The following is a 26,102-nucleotide window of genomic DNA, read 5'->3' on the forward strand; positions in this document are numbered from 1 at the left end:
GGAGTCATCATGTCAATCAGTCAGCATTCATTTCGTCTTGCCTGCGTGACGGTATGTCTATTCTCCAGTGCTGGTGCCTCCCAGGCATTTGCCCAGGATGGATATGATGCCCCGGCGTCATGGCCATCGCCCATGGCCGAACATCTCCAGTGGAGCGCAGTTTTCGATCGCCTGGAATATAGCCTTCCGGACAAGGGAGAGGACTCCCTGGTGTGGGATTTTCAGGCCTGGTATGGCGGAGATACCCACCGCGTCTATCTCAAGTCAGAAGGGGAGAATGTCCAAGGCGATGGTGAAGAAGCCGAGTTTGAATCCCTTGAGCTTCTCTACAGTCGCCTGGTTGCCGATTTCTGGGAGTTCCAGGTTGGAGCTGGCTATCAGGGTGGTGTGTTCAACGATGATCATGATGAAGGCGTATATGGGGTCTTCGGCTTTCAGGGGACCGCCCCCTACCGGATCGAGACGGATGCCGCAGTGCAGTACCGAGAGGAAGGTATCGTGACTGCCAGCCTGGAGCTTGAACATGATGTGCGCCTGACCCAGCGCTGGTATCTACAGCCACGTAGTGAAATGGTGTTCGCTGCCAATGAGTCCAGGCAGCAGGGGATTGGGACGGGCCTCAACTCAGTACGAATCGGCTTGCGTGCACGCTATGAGATAACTCGGCGGGTAGCGCCTTACGTCGGCATGTACTGGCAGAGAGAGTATGGCGAAACCGCCGATATGCAGCGTGAAGAAGGTGAGGATGTGGAGGATACGGCTGTCGTGGTCGGTGTGCGCATGATGTTCTAGAGGAGTCAGGATGGCAGTGACATTTTTCAATTGAATAGCGGTGGTGTAGTTGCGTGATCATGTTTTACATGAATATGCAGAATGGCCTTTTGATTGGGAGACTATGTCTTATGGTTTTGTACAATGTGATGATAATCTATTCTATTTTCAGGATGTTTTCAGGTTGTGTTGCCATGATGATAAGTGAACCCATAAAGAGATGATTTTCATGAAAACATCAACGCTGTTACTTGCTGCTACCATGACTTTTTTTACCGCTGTGACGCAGGCCAATGATGAGCATAGCCGTCTTCCGACTCTTTCGGCTGGAGTTTCAGAAACATATGGACTTGTGGCTGGAAAGCCATTGCGTTTCCAAATAGCCGTTGAACATGATGCAGTTCTAAAGATCAGCAGTCGACATTTTGCAGCTGATTCGAGTAAGAACAACCTGATGACTGCTGTGCTACGAGACCCACAAGGAAATGTCGTCGCGACAGCCTCTGATGATAATGGGCATTTTTCACTGGAGCAGGATGTCCAAGAAGGCTATTACCAATTGGAGGTCGCAGGAAATTCAATAAGTGGTTCGGCTGACGAAAATGGGCGTAGCTATTCTCTAAATGTTGCTTTTGAATAAGAGGTGGTTATGGCGAAAGATGATCAATGATAGGTTTAATGTAAATTGCTGAGCGATATTTGAAAATTATTCATTGATGTTGTGTTGTAAATAAGGCGTCACTCTGGATCGTGTTGATGGCCGGCATTCGTCGGCCTTTTTTTTCGCTTTGGTTGACAGCCTTGTCATTGACTATTCTTGCCGTCTAAAAGGGGGGCGACATGAAGAAATTATTGTTGGGGATGTGTCTGGCATTCATGGTGCTGCTGGCAGCAGGGGCCGGAGTCATTTACTCCGGCGTCGTCAGTGTCGCGGCAGATGATCCGCATGGGTCATGGGTCCATGGAATTCTTGAAACGGCGCGTGAACGTTCGATCGAAAGCCACGCGAGTGATATCGCCGCGCCACCCCTCGATGATGAAGCCATGAAAGTGGCGGGGGCCGGCAATTATGCATCGATGTGTGCCTCCTGCCATCTCGCGCCAGGCATGCAAGAGACAGAGCTCAGCAAGGGGCTTTACCCCAGTCCACCGAATTTTGTATCTTCGGATATGCATGGTGAGCCTGAAGAGCGCTTCTGGGTCATCAAGCATGGGATAAAAGCCAGCGGAATGCCGGCATGGGGCAAGAGCATGCAGGATGAATATATCTGGCAGATGGTCGCTTTCATGCAAGAGCTACCGGACATGAGTGCTGCTCGTTATACGGCTCTTGTGGCAGCAAGTGATGGTCATCAACATGGCGGAGGCGAGACTGCACAATCACCGTCATCGCATCATGACGATGACACCCGCCAACCACATCACGCTAGGGAAGCTGATGGGCCTGCTGATTTACAAGACAGCCATGAGCCGGAGGGCAGTCATGAGCCGAAAGAGAATCATGAGCCGAAGGACAGTGGCCGGGCTGAGGATCATCCTCACTCATCACATGATGCAGAGCATCAACATTGAGGCCAGGGCCAGCATCAGGCATCGGAAGTGACGTACACGGCCAGCCGCAAACAACATGACCTGCCTGACAGGCGTACGATGCCAGAGCCGGCCTCAGCTTGAAGAGGTGGTGCACGGCGACATTCTCGATGTGCTGGCAGAGACGCCGGCATCCTGCGTGGCGATCAGCTGTCGCATCAGTGCCAACTGGCAGCAGGGCGAGCAACTCGCGAGACTCGTCGAGGTGATTCTTCGTCATCCACGCCTGCGAATCGTGATCGATGCCTGTGATGTCGAACGTCTGCCGTTGTCCACGCGCATCGTGTCGGGCAGCGGTCGCCATCAACTGGCCTGGCAGACCCTGTCACGTCACATGCTGGAGCCGGAATGGGGCATGCATGCCGTCCACTGGCGGGGCGAGAAGCCTGATAGGCCGGCATGGGTCAGCGCCTGTGAACCTGCGACGCTGACCCGATGTCTTGCCCGCCAGTTGCCTGGTCATGAGGTGCGTTGTCTGCCGCCCCTGATCCCGCAGGACCCCGGCTTCACGCTCGTCATCACGCCACGCACGCCCTGATTCCCCCGCACGTTCTCATTCTCATGCCGGCCATCGGCGTGAGCTGATGTGTGAGCCAATTCGCGAGCAGAGGCATGCCGTGCCGAATCACGCCGTCTGGGTAGCTTCCTCGACCCGCTCGGCGCGTTCGGCACGCTTGAGCATGCGATAGCGAGAGCGCACCTCGTCACGTTCTAGGTAGCAGCCTTGCAACCAGCGGCTGCCGCTGTCGCCCTCGAAGGCATCGCGGGCGTGCAGCAGGCGGCGATTGTCGAAGATGACCATGTCGCCGGGGGCATAGGTGAAGCGCATGGCGAAGCGCGGCTCACGCAACATGCGCTGTAGCGTCATCAGTGCCTCATAGGCGGTCTCGGTCTGCTCGAACGGCGCCATCATCGGCCCGCGCAGGAAGTCGGCGATTCGCACCTCCAGCAGTTCTCCTGCCTGACCCAGCACGATCATCGGCGAATACCAGACATGATCGGTATTGCGCGAGGTATTGGCGTAGCGCCAGTGCACCGTGGTGAGTGTCGCGTAGGCCTCGGGGTGTTCTTCCTTCAGCGCCGCCGCGATGGCGAAGCCATCCATCATCACCGCCATGCCGCCTTCCACGGTGTTCTCGAGACAGTAGAGGCATTGCAGGCCCGGCTGATATTCCCGGGTCGGCAGGTCCACATGCGGCGGCAAGGCGATGGAGGTATAGGCGTTCGAATCCGGGTTCTGGATTGCGCGGACATTGAAGAGGTGGCCGAAGTTGGTGGTGCGGATCGAGCCGATGCGCTCGGCGACCTTTTCGATGGCGCCTTTTTCCGTCGGCAGGTTGCGCAGGCGCACCAGTCCCTTGCCGAGCAGTTCGTGCAGGGTCGGATACAGAATCTCCGCCTCCTGCGCGCTGCCATGATCGGCCTCGGCCAGGCGGGCGGCATCGATGGTCGGCGGCTGTTCCAGCTGCTCACCGTGCCAGAGCGTCAGCGGCGGCAGTTCCGGCGGCAGCGCGTCCTGGTTGTCATAGTCATTGGCGCGCAGGAAGCCCGGGTGGAAGCGCAGGCGGCGGTCTTCTGGCGTGAACAGTACGCTGAGTGCGCCGTCCTCATCGATGCTGGCCTCGGCGATTTCCGGCCAGGCGGGAATCTGGGAGAGGTCCAGAATGCGTTCGCGCGTCGCCGGATTGACGGTGGTATCGTCCGCGGCGTTCTCGCGCAACCAGACACTATGAAAACGGCTGACGCGGCCATCGCTCCAGGTCACGCTCAGATAGCGTGCTTCGTGAACGACCTTCACGAGAGTCTCGTCAATTGGCCAGCTGTCGTAATCGGGTGTGATCGGGAGCGCCATGGAGAGTCCTTCCTTCTGTCAGGTGAGCGATTCCCCGACAGAATGGCAGCCCACGGCGCTCGCTACTGTGCCCAATTCGACACCGACTGTGCCCAATTCGACATCGCGTTGCGGGTATCGAGCGTGGATCACATCAGAGGACGTGGTGGCTGACGGCGTGCCTGGGTCGGGGTAATGCCGAAGCGACGGCGAAAGGCACGGGTGAAACTCGAATGCGAGGTGAAACCGCAGGCCAGGGCGATATCGGTCACGCCATGGCGGGTATCGTGAAGCAGGCTGCGTGCATGCAGCAGGCGACGCTCCCCATGATAGGCGCGAGGCGTGCAGCCGAGCCCTTGCTGGAAGCGGCGCTCCAGCTGGCGCCATGAGAGGCCGAGTTCCTCGGCGAGTGCCTCGATGCTGAGCGGGGCCTCCAGGGTGTTCTCCATGCGCGTGATCGCACGCCTGAGCAGCGGGTCAGCCAGATCGGCCGTCTGCTGACTGATGCCGCGCTGGCGGCTGGCCGGCAGTCGGCCCTGATCGAGAATCAGCTGTTCGCGTACCGCTTGATAGAGTGTCTGGCCATGCTGGCGGCGGATCAGCTCCAGGCTCATGTCCAGCGGGGCGCTGCCGCCGGCGCAGAAGAAGCCATCGTCACTGATTTCATACAGTGACTCCACGGCGTCCACCTCATCGAAGCGCTGGCTGAATTCCGGCAGGCTTTCCCAATGCAGCGTGACCGTCTTGCCGGCGAGCAGGCCGGCGCGCGCCAGCACGAAGCAGCCGGTATCCACGCCTCCCAGCTGGCAGCCGCTGTGTGCCCGCTTCTGCAACCAGTGCAAGGTGCGGTCTTCCAGATAGGCTTCCGGGGCAAAGCTGGTGCACACCACCAGTTTGTCCACTGCGGTGAGCTCATCACGTGCAGTATCCACCGGCAGCAGCATGCCGTTGGAAGCCTTGACCGGCGCGCCATCCTGGCTTGCGAGTGTCCATTGATAAAGGCGCGCACCACGCAGTCGATTCGCGATGCGCAGCGGCTCGATCATCGAGAAAAGCGCGACCATCGCAAAGCCCGGCAGCAGGAAGATGCCGAGTTGGTGACGGTCAGCGGGGGCAGGCGAGGCAAGGGTGGCGGTCAGGGGCGCAATGCTGGTGGGCTGGTCAGACAACACGCCGTCTTCCGGAAGGCCGAAGGCGTAGGACGCACCGGGTGGGACAGCGCTGGAATCGTGTGAAGGCATGAGGATAGGCAACGACGACGTCGGGTGGCTCGGCAGAAGGGGATGGGCCTGACCTTAGCGTGTTCGCTACCTGACTGCGAGAGAGACGATGGCGTGACCCAAGGGCTCTGTTGAAAGGAGTTCAGTAAGCAGGCTCCGCCTTGCATGTGGCTCCTGATCAGGACAGACAGGGCGGAGTATTTCACGAATCATTGCGTTATAGCATCCTGAGGCAGTTGCGCCCTGCTTCCTTGGCCGCGTACATGGCCTCATCGGCGCGTGCGATCAACTGCTCACGCGTGGCGCTGTCATCGGGCTCCAGACAGGTCACCCCGATGCTCAATGACAGTGGAAGTTGTTGGCCATTGTACTTCAGGACACTGTCCATCATGCGTTGTCGGAGCAGGTTGAGACGCGTGGCCGAGTCACTGAGCAGCGAGTCAGGTAGAATTGCCAGGAATTCTTCTCCACCCCATCTGGCAAGGGTGTCGCCGGGCAACAGAACCTCTCCGGCGAGGACGCTCAAGTGTTGTAGAGCAAGATCCCCGGCGTCATGGCCATGATTGTCGTTGATCTTCTTGAAGTGATCGAAGTCCAGCAGCGCTACGCACAGGGGGTGATCCACCTCGGCACTGGCAAGTGCCGCGATGCTGTCGTCGAGCACCTGCTGGGCATGGCGGCGATTGTAGAGGCCGGTCAATGGATCGGTGATCGCGATCTTCTCGAGTGCCTGATGCGCTTCTTGCAGGGCAGTGAAGTCATTGGCGCGTGCGACCTCGTGGCCGGCCCAGAGCGCTATCAGACGCACCAGCTCGATATCCTGTGGGGTGAAGGGGGGGACCGGGTCCGGGCTTGAGAAATTGAAGGTGCCATAACGCTCGCCATCCACGATCACTGGCGCCCCGATATAAGCTTCCAGGTTGAAGCTGGCGTAGCAGGGGTGATTGCGTATCTCACTGTTGGCCACATGGTGGAAGGCCTGCACACTGTCAGCCCTGTAAACGTGATCGCAGTAAGTCTCGCTTAGCGAAAAGCTCAGCCCTGGCTCCAGCAGGTCTTCCGGGTGACAGGCACGCTGGACGATATAATCGTCGCCCGAGATGCGGCTGAAGATACCGATCGGCAGACCGAAATGAGCGCAGCCCAGTTTCAGCAGCTCGTCAATACGCGCATTGAAGTTGAGATCGCGTGATGAAGTGATGGCATGCAGGCTGTGCAGGGTATGTTCTGCTGTCACGCGCCGTGAGACATCGCGGATCAGCCCGAACATGAAGATGTTGTCGCTGGTGGGGTCCTTGATGGGGCCACCGAGCGTTTCTCCATAGAAGTAGGTGCCATCCTGGCGTCGGTAGCGGATGACCCGGCCTTCCTTGGCGGGTTTGGCATCGACACGAAAGCGTCTCTGCCCCTGGCGTTCGAACTCATCACTGGAGGCATACAGCACACGTGTCTGCTGGCCGATCAATGCTTCACGCGGGTAGCCGAATGCCTCCACCGCACTGTCGTTCATATAGGTGATATGGCGCTGATCATCTGCAAGCAAGATGATGTCGTCGATCTGGCCCAGCATCTGGCCCAGCAGGGTTTGAATCGTCTCAAAGCGTTGCATGATGCAGACTCCTTGTGAGTGCCGCTATCTCGGGGAGAGGCTTCCCTTGTCTCAGACATCCATATTGTCATGTCGACGGGAAGGCACGGCATTTCTGGCATCAAGCTCAGGCTTCACGCCAAATGTTGTACGATGCAGAATTCATATTATCGTATGAGGAGGCAGGTACGCCTTGCTATCATCCCGTCCGGCATTCGTGTATTCAACGCAAGGGTAATTCAGTGCCAGAGGCCGTATCTGAAGATATCCCCCACGCTCCTGTCGAACTTCATGGCTTCGTGCTGACACGCCATTGGCGGGACACGTCAGAGGGAGTGGTGATCAGCTTCTGGATCCGCACCGAAGAGGGCGCCGTACGTGTTGAATGTGCGCCCCAGAATGTCGTCGCTTTCCTGCCCGCCGAACAGCAGGTGCTGGCAGAGACACTGGTGAGGTTTGAGGTCGGCGCCGAGTTGCGTCCGCTGGCATTGGAAGACTTCCACCATCGCCCGATAGTGGGGCTCTACTGCCGTGAATATCGCACCCTGGACCAGCTGGCGCGTCGTTTGAAGGCGATTGGGGTCGATGTCTACGAAGCGGATGTTCGTCCGACGGACCGCTATCTGATGGAGCGTTTCATCACGGCAGGCGTCACGGCACGCGGCGAGCGCCAGCCTGATGGCAGCGTGAGGAATGCACGGCTGGCTCCGCTGAAGGGCTATCGGCCACCACTGCGATGGGCATCGCTGGATATCGAGACCGATGCGCGGGGCAATCTGTATTCCATCGCGCTCGAGGGTTGCGGTCAGCATCAGGTGTACATGCTGGGCCCCCCTAATGGCGAGGAGAGCGCCAGCCGCGATTTCTCGCTGGAGTACCGCGTCAGCCGGCGTGACTTGCTGCAATGCCTGCTGGACTGGGTCGCAAGGCATGATCCTGATGTCATCATCGGCTGGAACGTCATCCAGTTCGATCTGCGCATGCTGGTGCGGCTGTCAGAGGCCGAAGGCCTGCCGCTGCGACTGGGGCGTGACGCCAGCGTGATGCAGTGGCGCCCTCATCCTCGCCAGGCCGAGCACTTCTTTGCCGGGATCGCCGGGCGCTGGGTGGTGGATGGCATCGAGGCGCTCAAGTCAGCCTTCTGGCATTTCGAGTCGTTCAGCCTCGAGAATGTCTCGCGTGAGCTGTTGCACGAAGGCAAGGCCATCGATGACCCTTACGGCCGGCTGGACGAGATTCTGCGCATGTTCGCCGAGGACAAGCCTTCCCTGGCGCGCTACAACCTCAAGGATTGCGAGCTGGTCACCCGTATCTTTTCGAAGACGCGACTGATGGAGTTTCTGCTCGCGCGGGCAGCAGCCACGGGGCTTGAGGCAGATCGCAGCGGTGGTTCAGTGGCGGCCTTCACGCATCTGTATCTGCCGAGATTGCACCGGCTGGGCAAGGTCGCGCCCAATCTGGGAGACGTGGTGGGGGAGGACAGCCCCGGCGGCTTCGTGATGGATTCCCAGCCAGGGCTTTATGACTCGGTGCTGGTGCTGGATTTCAAGAGTCTGTATCCCTCCATCATCCGCACTTTCCTGATCGACCCGCTGGGCCTGGTCGAAGGGCTGCGTGGGTCGGAGAACGGCACGGATGATGCCCCTGAGGCCGGTGTGCCCGGTTTTCTCGGCGCGCGCTTCTCACGTGATCGACACTGCCTGCCGGGCATCGTCGCCGAGATCTGGCAAGCACGTGACGCCGCCCGCGCGGCGGGTGATGCCCCGCTGACCCAAGCGCTCAAGATCATCATGAATGCCTTCTACGGCGTGCTGGGGTCACGCGGCTGTCGTTTCTTCGATCCACGGCTGGCGTCCTCGATCACGCGGCGTGGCCATCAGATCATCCAGCAGACGGTGGAATTGATCGAGGCGCAGGGCTATCGCGTCATCTATGGCGATACCGACTCCACCTTCGTGTGGCTGGGCGCTGCGCATGAGGAAGCCGAGGCGAGCCGGATCGGCCGTGAGCTGGCGGCCCATGTCACCGACTGGTGGCGACGGCATCTCAAGGACAGTCTGGATCTCGACAGCGCGTTGGAACTGCAGTTCGAGACCCACTATCAGCGCTTCGTGATGCCGACCATTCGCGGGGCCGAAGAGGGCAGCAAGAAACGCTACGCTGGGCTGCAACAGACAGGCAGCGGCAGCCAGACGGAACTGGTGTTCAAGGGACTGGAGTCTGTGCGCTCTGACTGGACGCCGCTGGCAAAGACCTTCCAGCAGGGACTCTATCGCCGCATCTTCGAAGGCAGCCCCTATCAGGAGTACCTGAAAGGCTTCGTGCAGGATTACCTGCAACGCCATGCCCATGGAGCGGCGGACACTACGGATGTCGAGGCCTTGATCTACCGCAAGCGACTGAGGCGCAAGCTCGACGATTATCAGCGCAACGTGCCGCCCCATGTCCGTGCGGCGCGTCTGGCGGATGAAGAGAACCGCCGGCGGGGCCTGCCGTTACGCTATCAGCGCGGCGGCTGGATTCGCTATGTGATGACCACCTCCGGCCCGGAACCTCTCGAATATCTGCGCTCGCCCATTGATGTCGAGCATTACCTGAGTCGCCAGCTCAAGCCCGTCGCCGATGGCATCCTGCCATTCGTGGGGGATGATTTCGATCGCCTGCTGGATCGTCAGATGACGCTGTGGTGACGCTTTTTGCGTAGTGATAATCTTTCTCATTATTTCTTGCATTAATGTATGTTCGACGTAAGATCCTCTCTCGGTGCAGCCATCAGGCCTGCACAGTTTTCATGTGATGGCGGTCTGATCGCCATGGTGCCCGGGAGCAGGTGTGACGTTACTGAAAGTGGTTCTTGCCCATTATCGCTGGTCCTTTGTTGGCGTGATGCTTCTCAGTCTTGCCAGCGCGGGATTGGGTATCGGTGTCATTGCCTATATCAACCAGCGACTCATCACACATGCTGATTCCGCCCCCCTGGATCAAGGGCTTGCGGCCCATGTCGGGGTGCTTCCGGAGTTTCTCGGACTGATTCTGCTGTTGCTGGCGATCACCTTGGGGGCACAGCTGGCGTTGACGACGCTGGGGCATCATTTCGTGCACGGACTTCGCGGGCGTCTGGTCAAGCAGATTCTCGATACCGATATCGAGCGGCTCGAGCAGCTGGGCAGTGCCAATCTGCTGGCGAGTCTGTCCAGCGACATCCGCAACATCACCCTGGCGTTCGTGCGTCTGCCGGAACTGGTGCAGGGCATCGTGCTGACCCTGGGGGCCGTGTTCTATCTTGGCTGGCTATCCCCCGGCATGATGCTGGTCACTGCCATCTGGGTGACCTTGACCATCATGGGGGGCAGCTGGCTGGTCACGCGAGTCTATCGCCACCTGGCCGAGGTGCGAGAAGCGGAGAGTCGCCTTTACGCCGACTATGAGGCTGTCATCGATGGACGCAAGGAACTGGCGCTCAATCGACCCCGTGCGCGTGACTATTTCGACACTCGCTACAGCGTCAATGCCCGCGAGTATCGTCACCACGTCGTACGTGCCGATACCTACCACCTGAGTGCCGTCAACTTCTCCAATATCATGATGCTGGGGGCCATCGGCATCGTCTTCTATCTGGCCAATGGCCTGGGGTGGGCCAGTGGTGAGGTCGCCGCGACCTTTTCCCTGACGCTTCTCTTCCTGCGTACCCCGCTGATTCAGGCAGTAGGCGCATTGCCGACTCTGCTGGGGGCGGATGTGGCCTTCGCCAAGCTGCGCAAGCTGGCATTGGCTCAGGTCAACGCCGATTTCTCATCACCTCAAGGTGTGCAGCCTCAGGCACAGGCATCAGCCGCAGACACGTCGGCCGAATCTGGCTGGCAGACCCTGAGCCTGCAGAGTGTCTGCTTTCGCTATGGCAGTCACGTGAATAGTGAGCACAGCGCACAGCAGGACGATCAACAGGCCTTCTCGGTCGGCCCGCTGGATCTCACCCTCAGACGCGGTGAGCTGGTGTTTCTGATCGGCGGCAACGGCAGTGGCAAGTCGACTCTGGCCAAGCTCTTGACCGGTCTCTATCAGCCGACGTCAGGCTCACTTCTGCGCGATGGGCGCCCGATTAAGGCGCATGAGCGGGAAGGTTGGCGTCAGCAGTTCTCGGCAGTCTTCACCGATTTCCATCAGTTTGATCGTCTGCTGGGGCCGACCGGCGAGCCGGCGGACCCGGCACTCATCGCACAGTGGATGGAATATCTGCAGATGCGAGAGAAGCTGATGCTGGACGGAAATCGCATCGTCAATACGGAGCTGTCGCAGGGACAGCGCAAGCGACTGGCGCTGTTGATGGCCGTGGCCGAGTGTCGTGACATCCTGCTGCTGGATGAATGGGCGGCAGATCAGGACCCGCAGTTCCGTCGTATCTTCTATCGTGATCTCTTGCCGCATCTGCGCGAGATGGGCAAGACGGTGTTTGCCATCAGTCACGATGATCATTATTTCGAGCAGGCGGACCGATTGTTCGAGATGCGTGCCGGCAAGCTGCAGGAGTTGTCGGGCGCCCAGCGTGATCGCATCAGTCAGGATGCCGTCGCGCGTCTGGATGAAGCCTGAAACACCCCGATCGGGCTGGCGGAGAGGACGGCCGCGGGATGCCGCGGCCGCTCATTTCCACCGAAATCACCTGACAGGCAGTGGCAGGACGTGAGCCCAGGAGCCGGGCTCATGTGATGGGCCAGGGAGGATACCCACGGCAGCAGACTCCACGACTTGCGTTGCTGCAGTGTGGTGACACGCGCGATTCTCGAGATTGCAGGCAGGATCTCCGTGAAATGGCGGGCCATCATGATCGATGAAAGATAAATACGAATCATCCTGATTCCATTCCGTATTCGATATCAGCGTGCCAGTGAGAGATGCGTCGAGACGGAAGGGGAGATTGACCACATAACGATCGTTGCAAGGGAACACGACATGTCCAGATATCCAACATCACGGCAGGCACCTGTCCGGCCGGCACTCGCCCCTCTTTCGCATGCCATACGGCTCTGCATCGCGGCAGGGCTCCTGTCACAGTCGGCCAGCGTGCTGGCTGACGAGACCGATGACACCATGGTCGTGGTCGGCACGGCACTGAAAGTCGATGCGCCGCTGGTGGAGACGCCGCGTCCGGTCTCGACGGTCAATCGCGAAGAGCTCGACACGCGCAACGTCCAGCAGCTCGATGAAACCTTCCGCTACCGTGCCGGCGTCCTGTCTGGCCACTATGGGTCGGACAACAATACCGATTGGTTCAAGGTGCGAGGCTTTGATCAATCCACCTATCAGGATGGCCTGCGCATCTACCGTGAAGGCTTCTATCAGTGGTTGCCGGAGACCTGGGGGCTGGAGCGCGTCGATCTGTTCAAGGGGCCTTCTTCCATCCTTTACGGGGAGGCGCCTCCCGGCGGATTGATCAACGCCATAAGCAAGCGCCCCACCGATGAGCCACAGAGCGAGATTCAGATTCAGGTCGGCAATCGCGGTCTGCGCCAGACGGGGCTCGATACCAGTGGCTATCTGAGCGATGACGGTGACGTACGCTATCGGCTGGTCGGGTTGTATCGCGAACGTGATGGGGATCTCGACCACACTGAGAACGAGCGCTACTACTTCGCGCCGAGCCTGACCTGGGACATCTCGGATGCAACCCAGCTGACGCTGCTCGCCAGCCTCCAGAAGGATGATGGCGTGCCCACCAATGCCTTCAAGCTGGCCTATGGCACCGTGGACGATACACCGTTCGGCAAGGTGGACCCGCAGACCAACTACAGCGAGCCGGGGTATGACAAGGATGAGCGTACCCAGACCTCCCTGGGCTATGAGCTGCGCCACCAGCTGAACGACACTTGGGCGCTGGAGCAGGACTTCCGCTATAGCCAGCTGGATCTCGACCTGATCAGCAGCTACATCCTCTTTCAGTCCTCGGCGCGCGAAGGGCAGCGGGGGCTGCTGTACCGCGAGGGCACCATCGACAGCTATACCGTCGACAATCGCGCCATCGGCAAGTGGTATGGCGAGCGCACCGAGAACACCTTGCTGCTGGGCGTGGATTATCAGAATCTGAGCCTGTCGGGCAAGGAAGCTGATGATTATGCCTTTGGCGATCCGATCGATCTATTTGACCCGCAATACGGTAATTACACCGCCTTGAGCGATGACCAGATTACGCGGCGCGATATCGACAAGGAGCAGATCGGCCTCTATGTGCAGGATCAGCTGCGCATCGACGACGAGTGGGTATTGCTGGCCGGGGTTCGCTACGACCAGGCCGAGACCGAGAACGTCAATCGGACTACAGGGGTTCGTGAGCGCTCCGATGATGACGAGATCAGCTGGTCGGGCGGGGTGATGTACCTGACGGACTTCGGTCTCAATCCCTATCTGAGCTATACCGAATCCTTCGAGCCGATCAGTGCGACCGATGATGGTGGCTCTCTGTACGAGCCTCGAGAAGGACGCCAGTGGGAGCTGGGTGCCAAGTATCAGCCCGCCGGCTGGGATGGTTACGTGACGGCGGCTGTCTTTGACCTCACCGAAGACAATACGCTGGTCACCACCGGCGGTGTTCAGGTGCAGGAGGGCGAGCGTCAGTCGCGTGGCTTCGAGCTGGAAATGGTCGGTTACCTGACGGACCACCTCAAGCTGACCTCGGCGTATACCTATACGGATGCACGCCTGGAAGACGATGTCCGCGCGCCGCTGATACCGCGCCACCAAGCTTCCAGCTGGCTGGATTACGCCTTCGAGAGTGGTTCCCTGGAGGGCCTGCGTCTGGGGGCGGGTGCCCGCTATGTCGGTGAATCGGTGGATGGCGACACCACCGTGTCGGACTATCTGCTGTTCGATGCGATGGTGGGGTATGACTTCACGCGCGAGCTGAGCGCTCAGATCAATGTCAGCAACCTCACCGACAAGGAATATGTCGCCAGCTGCAGCTACTGGTGCTACTACGGGGAATCCCGCAGCATCATCGGCAGTCTGAGCTATCGCTTCTGATCCCTTGCGCCTTTGCATCATGTCCTGTTGAACGACAACGCCCCGCAGGCAGCAGCCTGCGGGGCGTTGTCGTGTCTGGCCGGGTGTCACCTTCCTTCCCGTCATGGGGTGCTGTTGTCCCCGGTAACGTCCTACATCAACGCCAGATGATTGTCCCAGTGGGTATTGGCCAAGCGCACCGGCCCCAGTGCCGGCAGGCCCTCCTCATCGATCAGCAGCCATTCCCCGCGTCCATTGCTGACCACGAAACCTGCGGGGGTCTCCTGCGTCACCGGTACCGCCAACACCCCGGCGCAATCGGCAAAGTCCAGCGTGGTCTCAAGTTCACCTGCTGCAAGATTCCACAGCGTGATCAGATTGCCGCGCGGTGCGGTCGCCACGGCCAGGTGACCCTGGGGGGCGATGGCGATGCTCGCGATGTATTGCTTGAACTGCGGGACGTATTCCTGTGGTAGCGGCAATTCCTGCAAGGTCTCGCTGGCGGGGCGCTTCATCACCACCAGGGGGTGATGGTCCGAGGCCGGCCCCTGATACTGATACCCCGCGACGATGGTGCCATCACGGCTGACATCCAGGTGTCGCAATGACAACTGGTGATGTGATGGCTCGCCTTGCCAGCGAATCTCGCCCGAGACGCGATCCAGCAGCGTCAAGTTGGGCTGCATCGTATCAAGATTGAGCTTCACGCGACCGGTCTCCGGGCGCGTGAGAATTCCGCCATTGGCGATGATCAGCTGCTGGCCATCCGGATGCAGGCGAGTTTCATGCGGGCCGATCCCGCCACTGGCGAACTCGCCGATCCGCGCGAAGTCGCGATTCACGTCGTAGATGCCGATGCGGCCTTCTCCGGGCGCGATGGCATTCTCGGTGGTGTAGAGCAGACCGCCATCCGGGCTGAACACGCCATGCCCATAGAAGTGGCGGTCCGGTGCGGCCTCGATGCGTGCGATCCGCTCACCGCTATCGAGGTCGAAGACATTGATTTCCGTCCCCGGACGCCGTGAGAAGGTCAGCGCCCACGGCTTGTGAGGGTGCCGAGTGGCACCGTGGGCGCGCTGGCGTATCGGCTGGCGCCAGCGCTCCATTCCCTGATAGCTGGTGCAGCTGGCAAAGTGCTGCCCCGTGTCATCATCACATGCCGAGATGGCCACCCCGAGCGGCTCGCGCCCCTGGGCGCTGGCGGCGTTGTTGCCGCCTGCCACGGCCATGCCGCAGGGCAATCCCATCAGTGGCGTGCAGGCCAACGCCTTGAGCAGCCGACGTCGCTGGCGGGCGTCGGCTGCGTGTGTGTCTGTCATGCCGTGAGGCATCTCGCCTGGCCCCTTGTCAGTTGTCATTCGCCGCTCTCAATTCCTCAGTCGCCATCGGTGCTGTTGAAGCCCAGTGACAGGCCCAGCGCCGGGTTGAGCGTGTCGGCAAAACTGGCCTGCAGGCTCTCGACATGGATCAAGGCCTGCTGCAGCTCACCATTGCGCGGGTCATCGCGCAGTATGGCGGCGAGATCATCCGGCAGGGCGACGAAGGCCTGGCGCGCATCGACGAAATCGCTTGTGGTGGAGGCCACCATGCGCGGATCGACCTGCTGATTCAGATAGCCTTGAATGCCAGCGGCCTCGTCATTGCCGAGCCAGAGCGTTTCCATCATCGCAAGCGTCGCCCCGATGTTGGCGAGCCCCATGCCGCCACGCCAGGACTCAGCCGCATAGGGGTTGGCCGTGCCGCCGTTGTCGAGGCCGATCGGGCGACGCAGTTTGCGGTCCTTGATGGCTTCCAGCTGGACGGTCATCGCGCGTACCAGGGAAAGCACGGCGTCACGCGAATCGCTGAAGGCGCCAGTGCCTTCGGCCAGTTGCGGCGCAAACTGCTGCCACTCATCACGCAGCGTCTTGCCAGTATTGGCGGCATAGGAGGTGTTGGCCGTCATCAACTCGCAGCGGCGCGAGTCGGCGGTGAGGGGAGAGTCGGCATAGCGGGCATCGAACAGCTGATACTCCACGCTGCCCAGTCCCTGCATGACGATGGATTGCTCCGCCAGACTCTCGACCGTGATCGGGGCATCACCGGCGAGCAGGGCGCGGGTCTTGCGCGCGACCAGATCCTTCTTGTCAGGCCAGAAATATAGCTGCCATTGACGCGAGTTCTGCAGGATCGGGCCCATTTCCACCCAGTTGACCTGATTCAGCCCCAGCATGGCGCTGCGCCAGTCCTGCTTGAGGGTGTCGAGGGTCACGTCACCCTCGGCGGAGCAGAAGTCTTGAGTATGCTGCTCTAGCTGTTGCAGGCGGCTGGCAAGTTGCTGGTGCGCCTCGCTCAGCGTGTCAGCGGCAAACCGGCTGACCGCCGCTGCGCTGTTGGTGTCTGTGGCGGCGTCTGTGTTGGCACCAGAAGAGTCCGTCGCCGCCAGTGTGCTCGTAGGCAATAGCGCGGCGCCCAGCAGCGTCATGCCACAGGCCATCAGGGACAGGGGCGAGGTCTTCCGCAGGGCAGGTTTCATCGGGGTTGCAGCTAGGGTGAAGGTGTCGCGGGGCATGAACGGGTATTCCTTGTCAGAGAGTCTCGAGGAAGCGCAACAGGGCTTCACGCTGGTCAGTCGGTAGGGCCACGACGGCATCGCGGCTGGGCTGTGCTTCGCCGCCATGCCATAGCACGGCCTCGAGCAGGGTGCGTGCACGGCCATCATGCAAGAAGCCCGTGGCAGGGTTGACCGTCTGGGCCAGGCCGATGCCCCACAGGGGCGGCGTGCGCCATTCCTGGCCGCTGGCCTCGAATTCGCGGCGATCATCCGCCAGTCCTTCGCCCATGTCATGCAGCAGCATGTCGCTGTAGGGCCAGATCGTCTGCTCGGCCAGTTGTTTCGCCACGCCGCCGGACTGGGTGGTCAGGCGAGGGCGGTGGCAGCTGGCGCATTCAAGCTCGCGGAACAGTCGCTCGCCCTGGCGCACCGTCGGGTCATCGATATCACGTCGGGTGGGCACGGCCAGATTGCGCGAGTAGAAGGCCACGTTGTCCATCACGTTGTCGTCGACCTCGATCTCCCCGCCATCGGGCAATGCCTCGCACTTCTGACGCGGGGTGCAGTCGGTGGAGCTGACCAGATGGGAAGTCAGCCCCATGTCACCGGCGAAGGCCTTGGCGCTCTGCTGTCGCACATCGGGCTGACCGGCTTTCCAGCCGAAACGCCCCATGACCTCGCGTTGCTCGGCAAGTGACCAGACTGTGTTGGCGCGCCCGCTGATGCCGTCGCCATCCGCATCCTGCGGGTCGGCCCACTCGAGCAAGGTCTCGTCGCTAACCGCCTCGAGCAGCCCCAGACCCACCATGCCGGGGGCGAGACGCGGGGAGAGCGCGATGGCGCCCGGGTCACCGAAGCCGGGTTCGACGATGGAATAGCGCGGCTTGCGCAACGCGATCACTTCTCCGTCCGCCAGGGTCACCGTCACTGGCTCGTAATCCACCTGCATGCGGCCTTCGCGCGCGATGCCCGGTGCGGCAGCATTCTGCAGCTGGGTGCCATAGACAGGATGTGGCATTACCCCAGCGATACGCCGGAATTCACGCTCCTCATCGCTCCAGCTGTCCTCGTGGCTGTCCGGCAGGCCCAGGCGCAGGAAAAGGCCCACCGAGGGGTCGCCCTCGGCCGGCAGGCTGCCGCGGCCATCCTTGACGTGGCAGTTCTGGCAGGCGTTGGTGTTGAACAGCGGGCCGAGACCATCGCGTGCGGTGGTGCTGGCGGGCGCGATCACCCAGGGGCTCTTGAAGAAGCTGTTGCCGACACTGAAGGACAGACGCTGATCGAAGCTCAGGTTCTTGGCCGGCAGGGAGTAGGCATTGGTGTCATGCTTGCGTACGCTGCCTTCGCCACCGCTTCTGTCGGTATCCTGCAAGGGCAGGGAAGACAGATAGCTCATCACTGTCATCGCGGAATCTGCCGTGGGCTTGGGATGATCTGCCGATGCCGACTGAGCAGGTAGGCACGCCAGGGCGATGGCAAGTGGCAGGGAGCGGGTCAGGGAGGGACGCAGCTTCATGTCGTGGTGCAATATTGGCATACAGGGTTTTCTCGGCTTGCGCGGTCAGGCTGCTCGAAGAGCTTTCTCTCAGGACTCTATCGGCAGACGCGCATGAAAAGCTGGCGCAAGAACCATCAACGCCCGAACCTGTCGTGAGAGAGGTTCGGGCGAGGATATCAGCACGAGGCGAGGCAGCTTGGGGTCTTCAGCCAACTCACGCTTGGCAATGTGGAGCAGTTGATCAGAATTCGTGATCTGCCGTATCGGCTTCCAGGCCATCGATACCGACGGTACCGGCAATCTCTTCGATCAGACGGGTCTGGGCGACCAGATCCTGAATGCTGGCATTGATGATCTCGGCGCCTTCGGCATTGCCCGGGGCGATCAACTGGTCAAACTTCATGCCACCCTCGGTTTCTGCCGTGTCGACCATCACCTGCAGCTGGCCCATGGTGGTGTCCAGCGCCGCGTGCATCTTCTCAGCCAGTTCCGGGTCATTCTGGGCGACGAGCGCATGGAGTGACGGGCCTTCGAAGGTGCGACCATCCAGGGTCACGTACTTGCCTTCGTAGACGTTCTGGATGCCCTTGGCATTGTAGAAGTGCGAGTAGTGGGTGTTGTCGGAGAAACAGTCGTGCTCGTCTTCATAGGAGTTGGCTTCCAGCGCGACCTTCATGCGCTCACCGGCCAGCTCACCCAATGACAGGGAGCCCATGCCGAACAGCATCTTTTCGAGACCTTCACCGGCCGGCAGCGAGGTCAGTTCCGCGCGATAGTTGGCCTTGTCGCCCTGTGCCCATTGGCCGACCATGTATTCCAGGTCGCTGATCAACAGGTCGTTGGCGGCCAGCAGGTAGGCGCCACGACGTTCACAGTGGCCGCCGGTGCAGTCCTCGCCCTTGGCATAGTCCGATGCCGGACGCTCGCCTGCGCCAGACTCGAAGCCGTGCATGTCCTGGCCCCAGAGCAGGAATTCGATGGCATGGTAGCCGCTGGCCACATTGGCCTCGAAACCGCCCAGCTCGTTGAGGGATGCCAGCAGCTCCGGGGTGATCTCGGTGGTGTCGATCTTGTCGGCACCGATCTGCACGCTGTCGCTGGCGATGATGTTGGCGCTGGCACCCGGGTTGCCCAGCTCGGCCTGATAGCCGTCGCCTTCGACGTAATCGATCAGCCCTTCATCCAGCGGCCAGGCGTTCAGCTGACCTTCCCAGTCGTCGACGATGGCATTGCCGAAGCGGAAGACTTCACTCTGCTGGTAGGCGACGCGCGCCTGCTTCCAGGCGGCACGTGCCGCGGCCAGCGTCGCCTCGGACGGCGACTCGATCAGCGCGGCATTGGCGGCGCGCAGGGCATTGGCACTGGCCAGGGCATCGCTGTAGGTAGCGTGCGCGACGTTGGCGTACTGAGCGACGACAGCGGCTGCCGTCACCGCATTGTCATGTGCGTCGCCATGATGCTCTGCCAAGGCGGCACCGGTGAACATGGAGGCTGACAATGCGATGGCAGCTGCCAGCGGCTTGCGTAAGGCAAAACGGAAAGAGGCAGTCATATGGTTCCCTTGATCGGTCTGTTGTTATGCAGTGCGCGCAGAACGGCAGTGCGTGGGGCCGCTCGGGAGAGGGCGGGAAGTCATTACACGGTCTCTCGATGGTCGGCCCGCACATCACTGGATCATATTGAGAACCTTTATTATTTGCAATCGACAAAACGTGCGTCTTGCAACGCAAGGGTGCACTGACTGCAATGCGTCAATGCGCTGCACATTACCTGTGGCTGCCTGAGTAGGGCGATCGGCATGCTATGGCAGAGCAGAGCAGAGCAGAGCAGAGCAGCCCAGGTCAGCCAGGCCAATTGGCTCTGGTCAGGCCATGGCAGAGCGTGTCAGGCCAGACCCGCGGCCTGTATCAGGGCACGCGTATAGTCCTCGCGAGGGTTGCCGAGCACCTCTGCCGTCGTGCCCGTCTCCACCAGGCGTCCCTCACGCAACACCATCACTCGGTGGGACAGCGCGCGTACCACTGCCAGGTCATGGCTGATGAACAGATAGCTCAGGCCTCGGCGTGTCTGGAGTTCACGCAGCAGGGCAATCAGCTGTTTCTGCACGCTACGATCCAGTGCCGAGGTGGGCTCATCGAGCACCAGCAGGCGGGGTTCGAGGATCAGCGCACGCGCCAGCGCAATCCGCTGACGCTGGCCGCCGGAGAACTCATGAGGATAACGGTCGGCACACGCCGAGGGCAGTTCGACTTCCTCGAGTACCTGTGCCACTCGCAGACGTATCTCGTCCACTGAAAGCTCGGGCTGATGAAAGCGCAGGCCTTCGCTGATGATGTCCGCCACGGGCATGCGCGGGGACAGCGAGCCGTAAGGGTCCTGGAAGACGATCTGCATCTGGCGGCGACGCAGACGCAGCGCGTTGCGATCCAGGGTATCGATTCGCTCGCGTTCGAGATGGATCTCGCCTCTGGCCGCCTGCAGCTTCAGAAGTGCCAGGGCGAGTGTCGTCTTGCCGGAGCCCGATTCCCCGACAACACCGAGTGTCTCGCCGCGTGCCAGTGTCAGATCCAGCGGATGCACGGCAATGAAGTCCGCCGGGCGCTTCTGGAAAAGCTTCTTGCTGCGCGAGAAACGCACCTCCAGCTGGCGCGCGGTGAGCACGGGAGACGCGGCGTCCTCGGCGCTCAGGTCGCCGGCGAGCCCCTCGGGCTCGGCACCCAGCAACTCGCGGGTGTACTCCGCCTTGGGCGAATCGAAGACCTCGCTGACGCGGCCCTGCTCGATGCATTCGCCCTCGCGCATCACGATCACGCGGTCGGCGTGGCGGCGCACCAGATTGAGGTCGTGGCTGATCAGGATCATGGCCATGCCCTGGTCACGACGCAGGCGATCCAGCAGCTTGAGGATTTCCTGCTGCACGGTGACATCGAGTGCCGTGGTGGGTTCATCGGCGATCAACAGCGGCGGCTGATTGGCCATCGCCATGGCGATCATCACGCGCTGACGCTGTCCACCGGAAAGCTGGTGTGGCCAGGCATCGATCAATTCCTCGGGGCGCGGCAGCTGCACCTGCTTGAGCAATTCGATGACTCGCTGGCGTGCCGCATTGCCGCGCAACCCCTGCTGGAGGCGCAGGCTTTCGCTGATCTGTTCGCCGATACGCGTCAGCGGGTTGAGCGAGGTCATCGGCTCCTGGAACACGAAACCTATCTGGCCGCCACGGACTCGCTGCCACTGGCGCGGCGTCAATGTGGCGAGATCCAGCGACTTGCCGTCCAGCGGCGTGAATTCGCGCTGCCCGGTGACATGGGCGTGGCCCGGCAGCAGGCCGAGACTTGCCAGCAGGCTGACGGACTTGCCCGACCCGGACTCGCCGACGATGGCCAGGCATTCACCGCGCCTCACCTCGAGGGAGAGGTGCCTGACCACGGGAGTCTGACCGAAGCGGATGCAGAGGTCGTCTAGTCTCAGCACGCTGGCAGTGGCGCCAGCGTTGTCGGTAGAGAAAGAGGGATGACTCATGCGTTCTGCTCCCGGGCACTGATATGACGTGGGTCGAAGGCATCACGCAACCCTTCGCCGATGAAGACCAACAGCGTCAGCATGATGCCGAGGCTCAGGAAGGCGGTCATGCCCAGCCACGGTGCCTGCAGGTTGTTCTTGCCCTGGGCGACCAGCTCGCCCAATGACGGTGAGCCGGCCGGCAGGCCGAAGCCCAGGAAGTCCAGTGCCGTCAGCGTGGTGATGGCGCCGGTGAACAGGAAGGGAATGAAGGTCAGGGTGGCGACCATGGCATTGGGCAGCACATGACGCCACATGATTAGTCGCGAGGGCAGGCCCATGGCTCGCGCGGCGCGCACGTATTCCAGATTGCGCGCGCGCAGGAATTCGGCGCGCACGATATCGACGATGCCCAGCCACGAGAACAGCAACATGATGCCGGTCAGCCACCACAGGTTCGGTTCGACGATGCTGGCGAGAATGATCAGCAGGAACAGCACCGGCAGACCGGACCACACCTCGATCAGACGCTGTCCGATGAGGTCGACCTTGCCGCCGAAGTAGCCCTGTACACCACCAATCAGCACCCCCAGCACCAGTGAGCCGGCCGTCAGTACCAGCGCGAAGATCACCGACAGTCGGAAGCCATAGATCACCCGCGCCAGCACGTCCCGACCCTGATCATCGGTGCCCAGCCAATGGCGGCCATTGGGAGCGGACGGGGCCGGAGACCCCAGATTCAGATCCAGGGTGTCGTAGGAGTAGGGGATCAAGGTGTTGAGCATGAAGCCCTGCGCCTCGATGGCCTCGATCACATAGGGGTCGCGATAGTCGGTCGCGGTGGGCAAAAAGCCGCCGAAGGTGGTCTCCGGATACTCATGCAGCATCGGCAGGTAGGTCTCGCCCTGATACTTGACCAGCAGCGGCCGGTCATTGGCGATCAGTTCCGCTCCCAGCGACAGCACGAACAGTACGCCGAAGATCACCAGCGACCACCAGGCGCGCCGGTTGTCACGAAAGGCCGCCATGCGCCGTCGGGTGATGGGCGACAGGCGTGAGGCGCGCGGGCGTTCCAGTGGCTGCTGGCTTTCGTCGCTCGCGTCGTGAGCGGGTGTTTCGTGATTTGATGTTCTGTGAACCGTTGTCTCGTGGCGCATGTCAGGCCTCCCGTGTCGCGAAGTCGATGCGCGGGTCGATCCACACATACATCAGATCAGAGACCAGCTTCAGGATCAGACCGATCAGGGTATAGAGATACAGGGTGCCGAAGATCAGCGGGTAGTCGCGCTGCAGGACAGCCTCGAAGCCGAGCAGCCCCAGCCCGTCGAGGGAGAAGATCACCTCGATCAGCAGCGAGCCGGTGAAGAAGATGCCGACCAGCGCCGCGGGCAGCCCGGCGATGATGATCAGCATGGCGTTGCGGAAGACATGCCCGTAGAGGATGCGGTGCTCGCTGGCTCCCTTGGCGCGTGCCGTCAGGACGTATTGCTTGTGGATCTCGTCCAGGAAGCTGTTCTTGGTCAGCATCGTCAGGGTCGCGAAGCTGCCGATGGCGGAGGCCAGCACGGGCAGGGCGATGTGATGGAAGTAATCCAGAATCTTGCTGGCGGTGGACAGCTCCTCGAAGTCCGGCGAGGTCAGCCCCCTGAGCGGGAACCAGTCCAGATAACTGCCGCCGGCGAATACCACGATCAACAGAATCGCGAACAAAAAGCCCGGAATGGCATAGCCGACGATGACGACGCCGGAGGTCCAGATGTCGAAGCGCGAGCCATGCACCAGCGCCTTGCGGATACCCAGTGGGATCGAGACCAGATAGACCAGCAGCGTGGTCCATAGCCCCAGCGAGATGGAGACCGGCAGGCGCTCCAGCATCAGGTCGATCACCGGGCGATCACGGAAGAAGCTGTCGCCGAAATCGAACTGCGCGTAATCGACGACCATGTCGGTGAAGCGTTCCCAGACCGGCTTGTCGAAGCCGAACTGCTGCTCCAGCTCCTCGATCAAGGCCGGGTCGACCCCTGAGGCGCCGCGATAGGTCGAGGAGCCCCCGCCACCGCTGGCGACGCCATCACCGCCCCCACTGTTGAGACGAGTGCTGGCACCGGCACTCATGCCGTCCAGGCGTGACATCAGTTGTTCGATCGGGCCACCGGGGGCGGCCTGAACGATCAGAAAATTCAGCAACAGGATTCCGAGCAGCGTCGGAATCATCAACAGAATCCGGCGCAGAATATAGGCACCCAATGGCAATCTCCCTGCGTGCCCCTCATCGCCCGCCTCTGATATGCGGTGCCTGGGGCATCGGTTATTGGTGTCGTGAACGCGTAAGCCAGTTGTCTTTCATGCCCGATGCATTCATCCCAAATATACGTCAGGCGTGCTCTTTCGGTTCATTCACCCGGCTCAGGCGAGACATCCTTGTCGGTCTCGATCCACCAGCTGTCCAGGCTCAGCTGGTATTCCGGGAAGGGCTGCGGATAGCCGAACTTGTTCCAGAGCGCGATGCGCGTCGCCGCCAGGTGCCACTGGGGCACGACATGGAAGCCCCAGCGCAGTACGCGGTCGAGTGCCCGTGTCGCGCTGAGCAGGTCTTCGCGGGTCTGTGCCTGAATCAGAGCATCGGTGAGCGCGTCCACCACCGGGCTCTTCAGCCCGATCAGGTTGCGTGAGCCGGCCACGTCGGCATAGTCGCTGGTCCAGTATTCACGCTGCTCGCTGCCGGGACTATTGGACTGCGGATAACTGCCGACCACCACGTCGAAGTCGAAGCTGCGACGGCGGTTGATGTACTGATTGACGTCGACGGTGCGAATCCGCGCCTTGATGCCGATGCGCGCCAGATTGCGAATCCACGGCTGGATGATGCGCTCGAACTGGGTATCGTAATTGAGCACCTCTAGCGTCAGCGGCTTGCCGCTGCTGCGGCTGACCAGTTGGCCCTTGATCACTTCATAGCCCGCTTCGCGCAGCAGTCCCAACGCCTTGCGCAGGCGAGGGCGCAATTCCTGTGGCTCATCGATCGGCAGAGGCTTGTCGAAGACCGCCTTGGGCAGCTCATCCTTGAAGGGCTCAAGCAGCGCGAGCTCCTTGCCGGTGGGCATGCCATCCGCGGCCATGTCCGAATTCTCGAAATAGCTGTGGGTCTGCTGGTAGGCGCCGTAGAAGAGGTTGCGGTTGATCCAGTCGAAGTCGAAGACCAGCGCCAGTGCCTCACGGACCCTCGGGTCCTGGAAGCGCTCGCGGCGCTCGTTGAGCACGAAGCCCTGCATGCCTGCCGGGTTGCTGTCCGGGACTTCCAGCTTCTTCAGTCGCCCCTCGTGGAGCGCGGGAGTGTCGTAGGCGGTCGCCCAGTTCTTGGCACTGCTTTCGACGTGCAGATCGATGCTGCCGGCCTTGAAGGCTTCCAGCGAGACGGTCTGGTCCCGGTAGTAGTCGTAGACCAGTGTCTGGATATTGTGGCGGCCCTTGTTGACCGGCAGGTCCTTGCCCCAGTAGTCGTCGACACGCTCGTAGCGAACCTGGCGGCCGGCGACCAGAGATGCCATGCGATAGGGGCCGGAACCCAGCGGGATTTCCAGGGTGGCGCGCGTGAAGTCGCGGCTCTTCCAGTAGTGCTCCGGCAACACCGGTAGCTGTCCGATGATCAGCGGCAATTCGCGCGCCGCGCCTGGCGCCATCTCGAAACGTACGGTGTCGGCATCGATCACGCTGACGCCGGTGACATCGTGGTAGTAGCTCTTGAAGAACGGCAGGCCTTCATCCTTGAGCAGGCGATAGGTGAAGACGACATCTTCGGCAGTCACCGCCACGCCATCATGGAAACGCGCCCGATGATCGATATCGAATTCGATGGCGCTGCGGTCCTCGGCCAGGCGGACGCCGCTGGCCAGCAATCCGTATTCGGTGAAAGGTTCATCGGCGGAGGGGATCATCAGGGTGTCGTAGATCAGTCCCCCGAAGTAGTTGAGTCCCGCCACCGAATTTCCCTTGAGAATGAAGGGATTGGTGGAGTCGAAGCTGCCGATGGCGGCGCGCGTCATGCGACCGCCGACCGGCGCCTCTGGATTGACATAAGGGAAGTGCGTGAAGCCGGGCTTGTGGGCCGGCTCGCCGTAGATGGCCAGGCCATGCACAGTCGGGACGTCCAGCGGTGCCTGCACGTTCGAGGTTGGAATACTGGTTGCCTGAGTGCTGGTTGCCTGAGTGCCCGACGCCGTCTCGGCGCTGGGACGTGAATCGGCAGATTGCTCACTATTCGTATTGGACTTGGTCGTATTGGACTTGGTCGTATTGGGCTCCGCCGCGTTGGCCGTGGCAGTGAACGAGCCGCTCACCATCAGTGCCCCCAGGCATAGCGCGCGTAGCGCGGCCCAGCGACGGTGGGTGAGTGAAGAAACACGCTGCATCGAAGACTTCCTTGACTGAATGACCCGGGCCTTGCGGCCGTGATGAATTGACCGGCATCTGGGAAGCGGCTGTCTGCACAGCTGTCGACCCTGGGCTGCGATGAGCTGATGGAGAACTGCAGAAGCGGTGCAGCAGGCGCACGCCACGCGCTGGGCTGGGGCTGGTCT

18 protein-coding genes are annotated in these 26,102 nt (G+C 61.1%); 7 read left to right on the forward strand and 11 right to left on the reverse strand.

The genetic code is table 11. The features are described 5' to 3' along the window. The first annotated feature begins 9 nt into the window (after positions 1 to 9). From FLM52_08215 to FLM52_08230, 4 genes are all read left to right on the forward strand, one after another. Positions 10 to 792 carry a copper resistance protein B gene (locus tag FLM52_08215; GenBank protein NVN55768.1) on the forward strand — a complete coding sequence of 261 codons (783 nt, stop codon included), beginning with the start codon at positions 10 to 12 and terminating at the stop codon, positions 790 to 792. 208 nt (positions 793 to 1,000) lie between these two features. After that, complete coding sequence (locus FLM52_08220; GenBank protein ID NVN55769.1) at positions 1,001 to 1,411, forward strand: hypothetical protein; 411 nt, start codon at positions 1,001 to 1,003, stop codon at positions 1,409 to 1,411. A 200-nt stretch (positions 1,412 to 1,611) separates the two neighbouring features. Next, complete coding sequence (locus tag FLM52_08225; GenBank protein NVN55770.1) at positions 1,612 to 2,343, forward strand: cytochrome c; 732 nt, start codon at positions 1,612 to 1,614, stop codon at positions 2,341 to 2,343. A gap of 109 nt (positions 2,344 to 2,452) precedes the next feature. Continuing rightward, the gene (locus FLM52_08230; GenBank protein ID NVN55771.1) at positions 2,453 to 2,899 is read left to right on the forward strand and encodes a hypothetical protein; all 447 of its coding nucleotides are present in this window, start codon (positions 2,453 to 2,455) and stop codon (positions 2,897 to 2,899) included. Between the two features lie 87 nt (positions 2,900 to 2,986). Here FLM52_08230 and FLM52_08235 read toward each other — a convergent pair whose 3' ends face one another. The 3 genes from FLM52_08235 to FLM52_08245 form a co-directional block, all read right to left on the reverse strand. Continuing rightward, positions 2,987 to 4,213, reverse strand: a complete 1,227-nt coding sequence (locus tag FLM52_08235) for a DUF971 domain-containing protein (protein NVN55772.1) — start codon at positions 4,211 to 4,213, stop codon at positions 2,987 to 2,989. Positions 4,214 to 4,341: 128 nt separating this feature from the next. Continuing rightward, positions 4,342 to 5,256, reverse strand: coding sequence for a GlxA family transcriptional regulator (locus tag FLM52_08240; GenBank protein ID NVN55773.1), 915 nt, complete (start codon positions 5,254 to 5,256; stop codon positions 4,342 to 4,344). Positions 5,257 to 5,629: 373 nt separating this feature from the next. Further along, positions 5,630 to 7,021 (reverse strand): diguanylate cyclase, encoded by a 1,392-nt coding sequence (locus tag FLM52_08245; protein NVN55774.1) that lies wholly within the window; start codon positions 7,019 to 7,021, stop codon positions 5,630 to 5,632. Between the two features lie 122 nt (positions 7,022 to 7,143). On the opposite strand from FLM52_08245, the gene FLM52_08250 reads away from it, so the two are divergent. The 3 genes from FLM52_08250 (at position 7,144) to FLM52_08260 (ending at position 14,014) form a co-directional block, all read left to right on the forward strand. Further along, positions 7,144 to 9,690 carry a DNA polymerase II gene (locus FLM52_08250; protein NVN55775.1) on the forward strand — a complete coding sequence of 849 codons (2,547 nt, stop codon included), beginning with the start codon at positions 7,144 to 7,146 and terminating at the stop codon, positions 9,688 to 9,690. Positions 9,691 to 9,832: 142 nt separating this feature from the next. Continuing rightward, positions 9,833 to 11,590, forward strand: a complete 1,758-nt coding sequence (locus FLM52_08255) for a multidrug ABC transporter permease/ATP-binding protein (GenBank protein ID NVN55776.1) — start codon at positions 9,833 to 9,835, stop codon at positions 11,588 to 11,590. Positions 11,591 to 11,950: 360 nt separating this feature from the next. Beyond that, positions 11,951 to 14,014 carry a TonB-dependent siderophore receptor gene (locus FLM52_08260; GenBank protein ID NVN55777.1) on the forward strand — a complete coding sequence of 688 codons (2,064 nt, stop codon included), beginning with the start codon at positions 11,951 to 11,953 and terminating at the stop codon, positions 14,012 to 14,014. 131 nt (positions 14,015 to 14,145) lie between these two features. On the opposite strand, the gene FLM52_08265 is transcribed toward FLM52_08260, so the two are convergent. From FLM52_08265 to FLM52_08300, 8 genes are all read right to left on the reverse strand, one after another. Beyond that, entirely contained in the window at positions 14,146 to 15,351 is a 1,206-nt protein-coding gene (locus tag FLM52_08265; GenBank protein NVN55778.1) for a DUF1513 domain-containing protein, read from the reverse strand. A gap of 17 nt (positions 15,352 to 15,368) precedes the next feature. Further along, positions 15,369 to 16,652 carry an imelysin family protein gene (locus FLM52_08270; GenBank protein NVN55779.1) on the reverse strand — a complete coding sequence of 428 codons (1,284 nt, stop codon included), beginning with the start codon at positions 16,650 to 16,652 and terminating at the stop codon, positions 15,369 to 15,371. Continuing rightward, entirely contained in the window at positions 16,561 to 17,931 is a 1,371-nt protein-coding gene (locus tag FLM52_08275) for a c-type cytochrome (GenBank protein NVN55780.1), read from the reverse strand. Before FLM52_08275 ends, FLM52_08270 begins: the two co-directional genes overlap by 92 nt. Before the next feature lie 334 nt (positions 17,932 to 18,265). Next, positions 18,266 to 19,510, reverse strand: a complete 1,245-nt coding sequence (locus FLM52_08280; protein NVN55781.1) for a peptidase — start codon at positions 19,508 to 19,510, stop codon at positions 18,266 to 18,268. A gap of 398 nt (positions 19,511 to 19,908) precedes the next feature. Continuing rightward, positions 19,909 to 21,546 carry an ABC transporter ATP-binding protein gene (locus FLM52_08285; protein ID NVN55782.1) on the reverse strand — a complete coding sequence of 546 codons (1,638 nt, stop codon included), beginning with the start codon at positions 21,544 to 21,546 and terminating at the stop codon, positions 19,909 to 19,911. Continuing rightward, on the reverse strand, positions 21,543 to 22,682 hold the full coding sequence (locus tag FLM52_08290) for an ABC transporter permease (protein ID NVN55783.1): 1,140 nt from the start codon (positions 22,680 to 22,682) through the stop codon (positions 21,543 to 21,545). The genes FLM52_08285 and FLM52_08290 overlap by 4 nt, the downstream gene beginning before the upstream one ends. 1 nt (position 22,683) lies before the next feature. Continuing rightward, entirely contained in the window at positions 22,684 to 23,772 is a 1,089-nt protein-coding gene (yejB, locus tag FLM52_08295; GenBank protein NVN55784.1) for a microcin C ABC transporter permease YejB, read from the reverse strand. Between the two features lie 146 nt (positions 23,773 to 23,918). Further along, a complete protein-coding gene (locus FLM52_08300) occupies positions 23,919 to 25,865 on the reverse strand; it encodes an ABC transporter substrate-binding protein (GenBank protein NVN55785.1) in 1,947 nt (648 codons plus the stop codon). Positions 25,866 to 26,102: the final 237 nt, after the last annotated feature.

Source organism: bacterium Scap17 (genome assembly GCA_013376735.1).
Taxonomy (GTDB): Bacteria; Pseudomonadota; Gammaproteobacteria; order Pseudomonadales; family Halomonadaceae; genus Cobetia.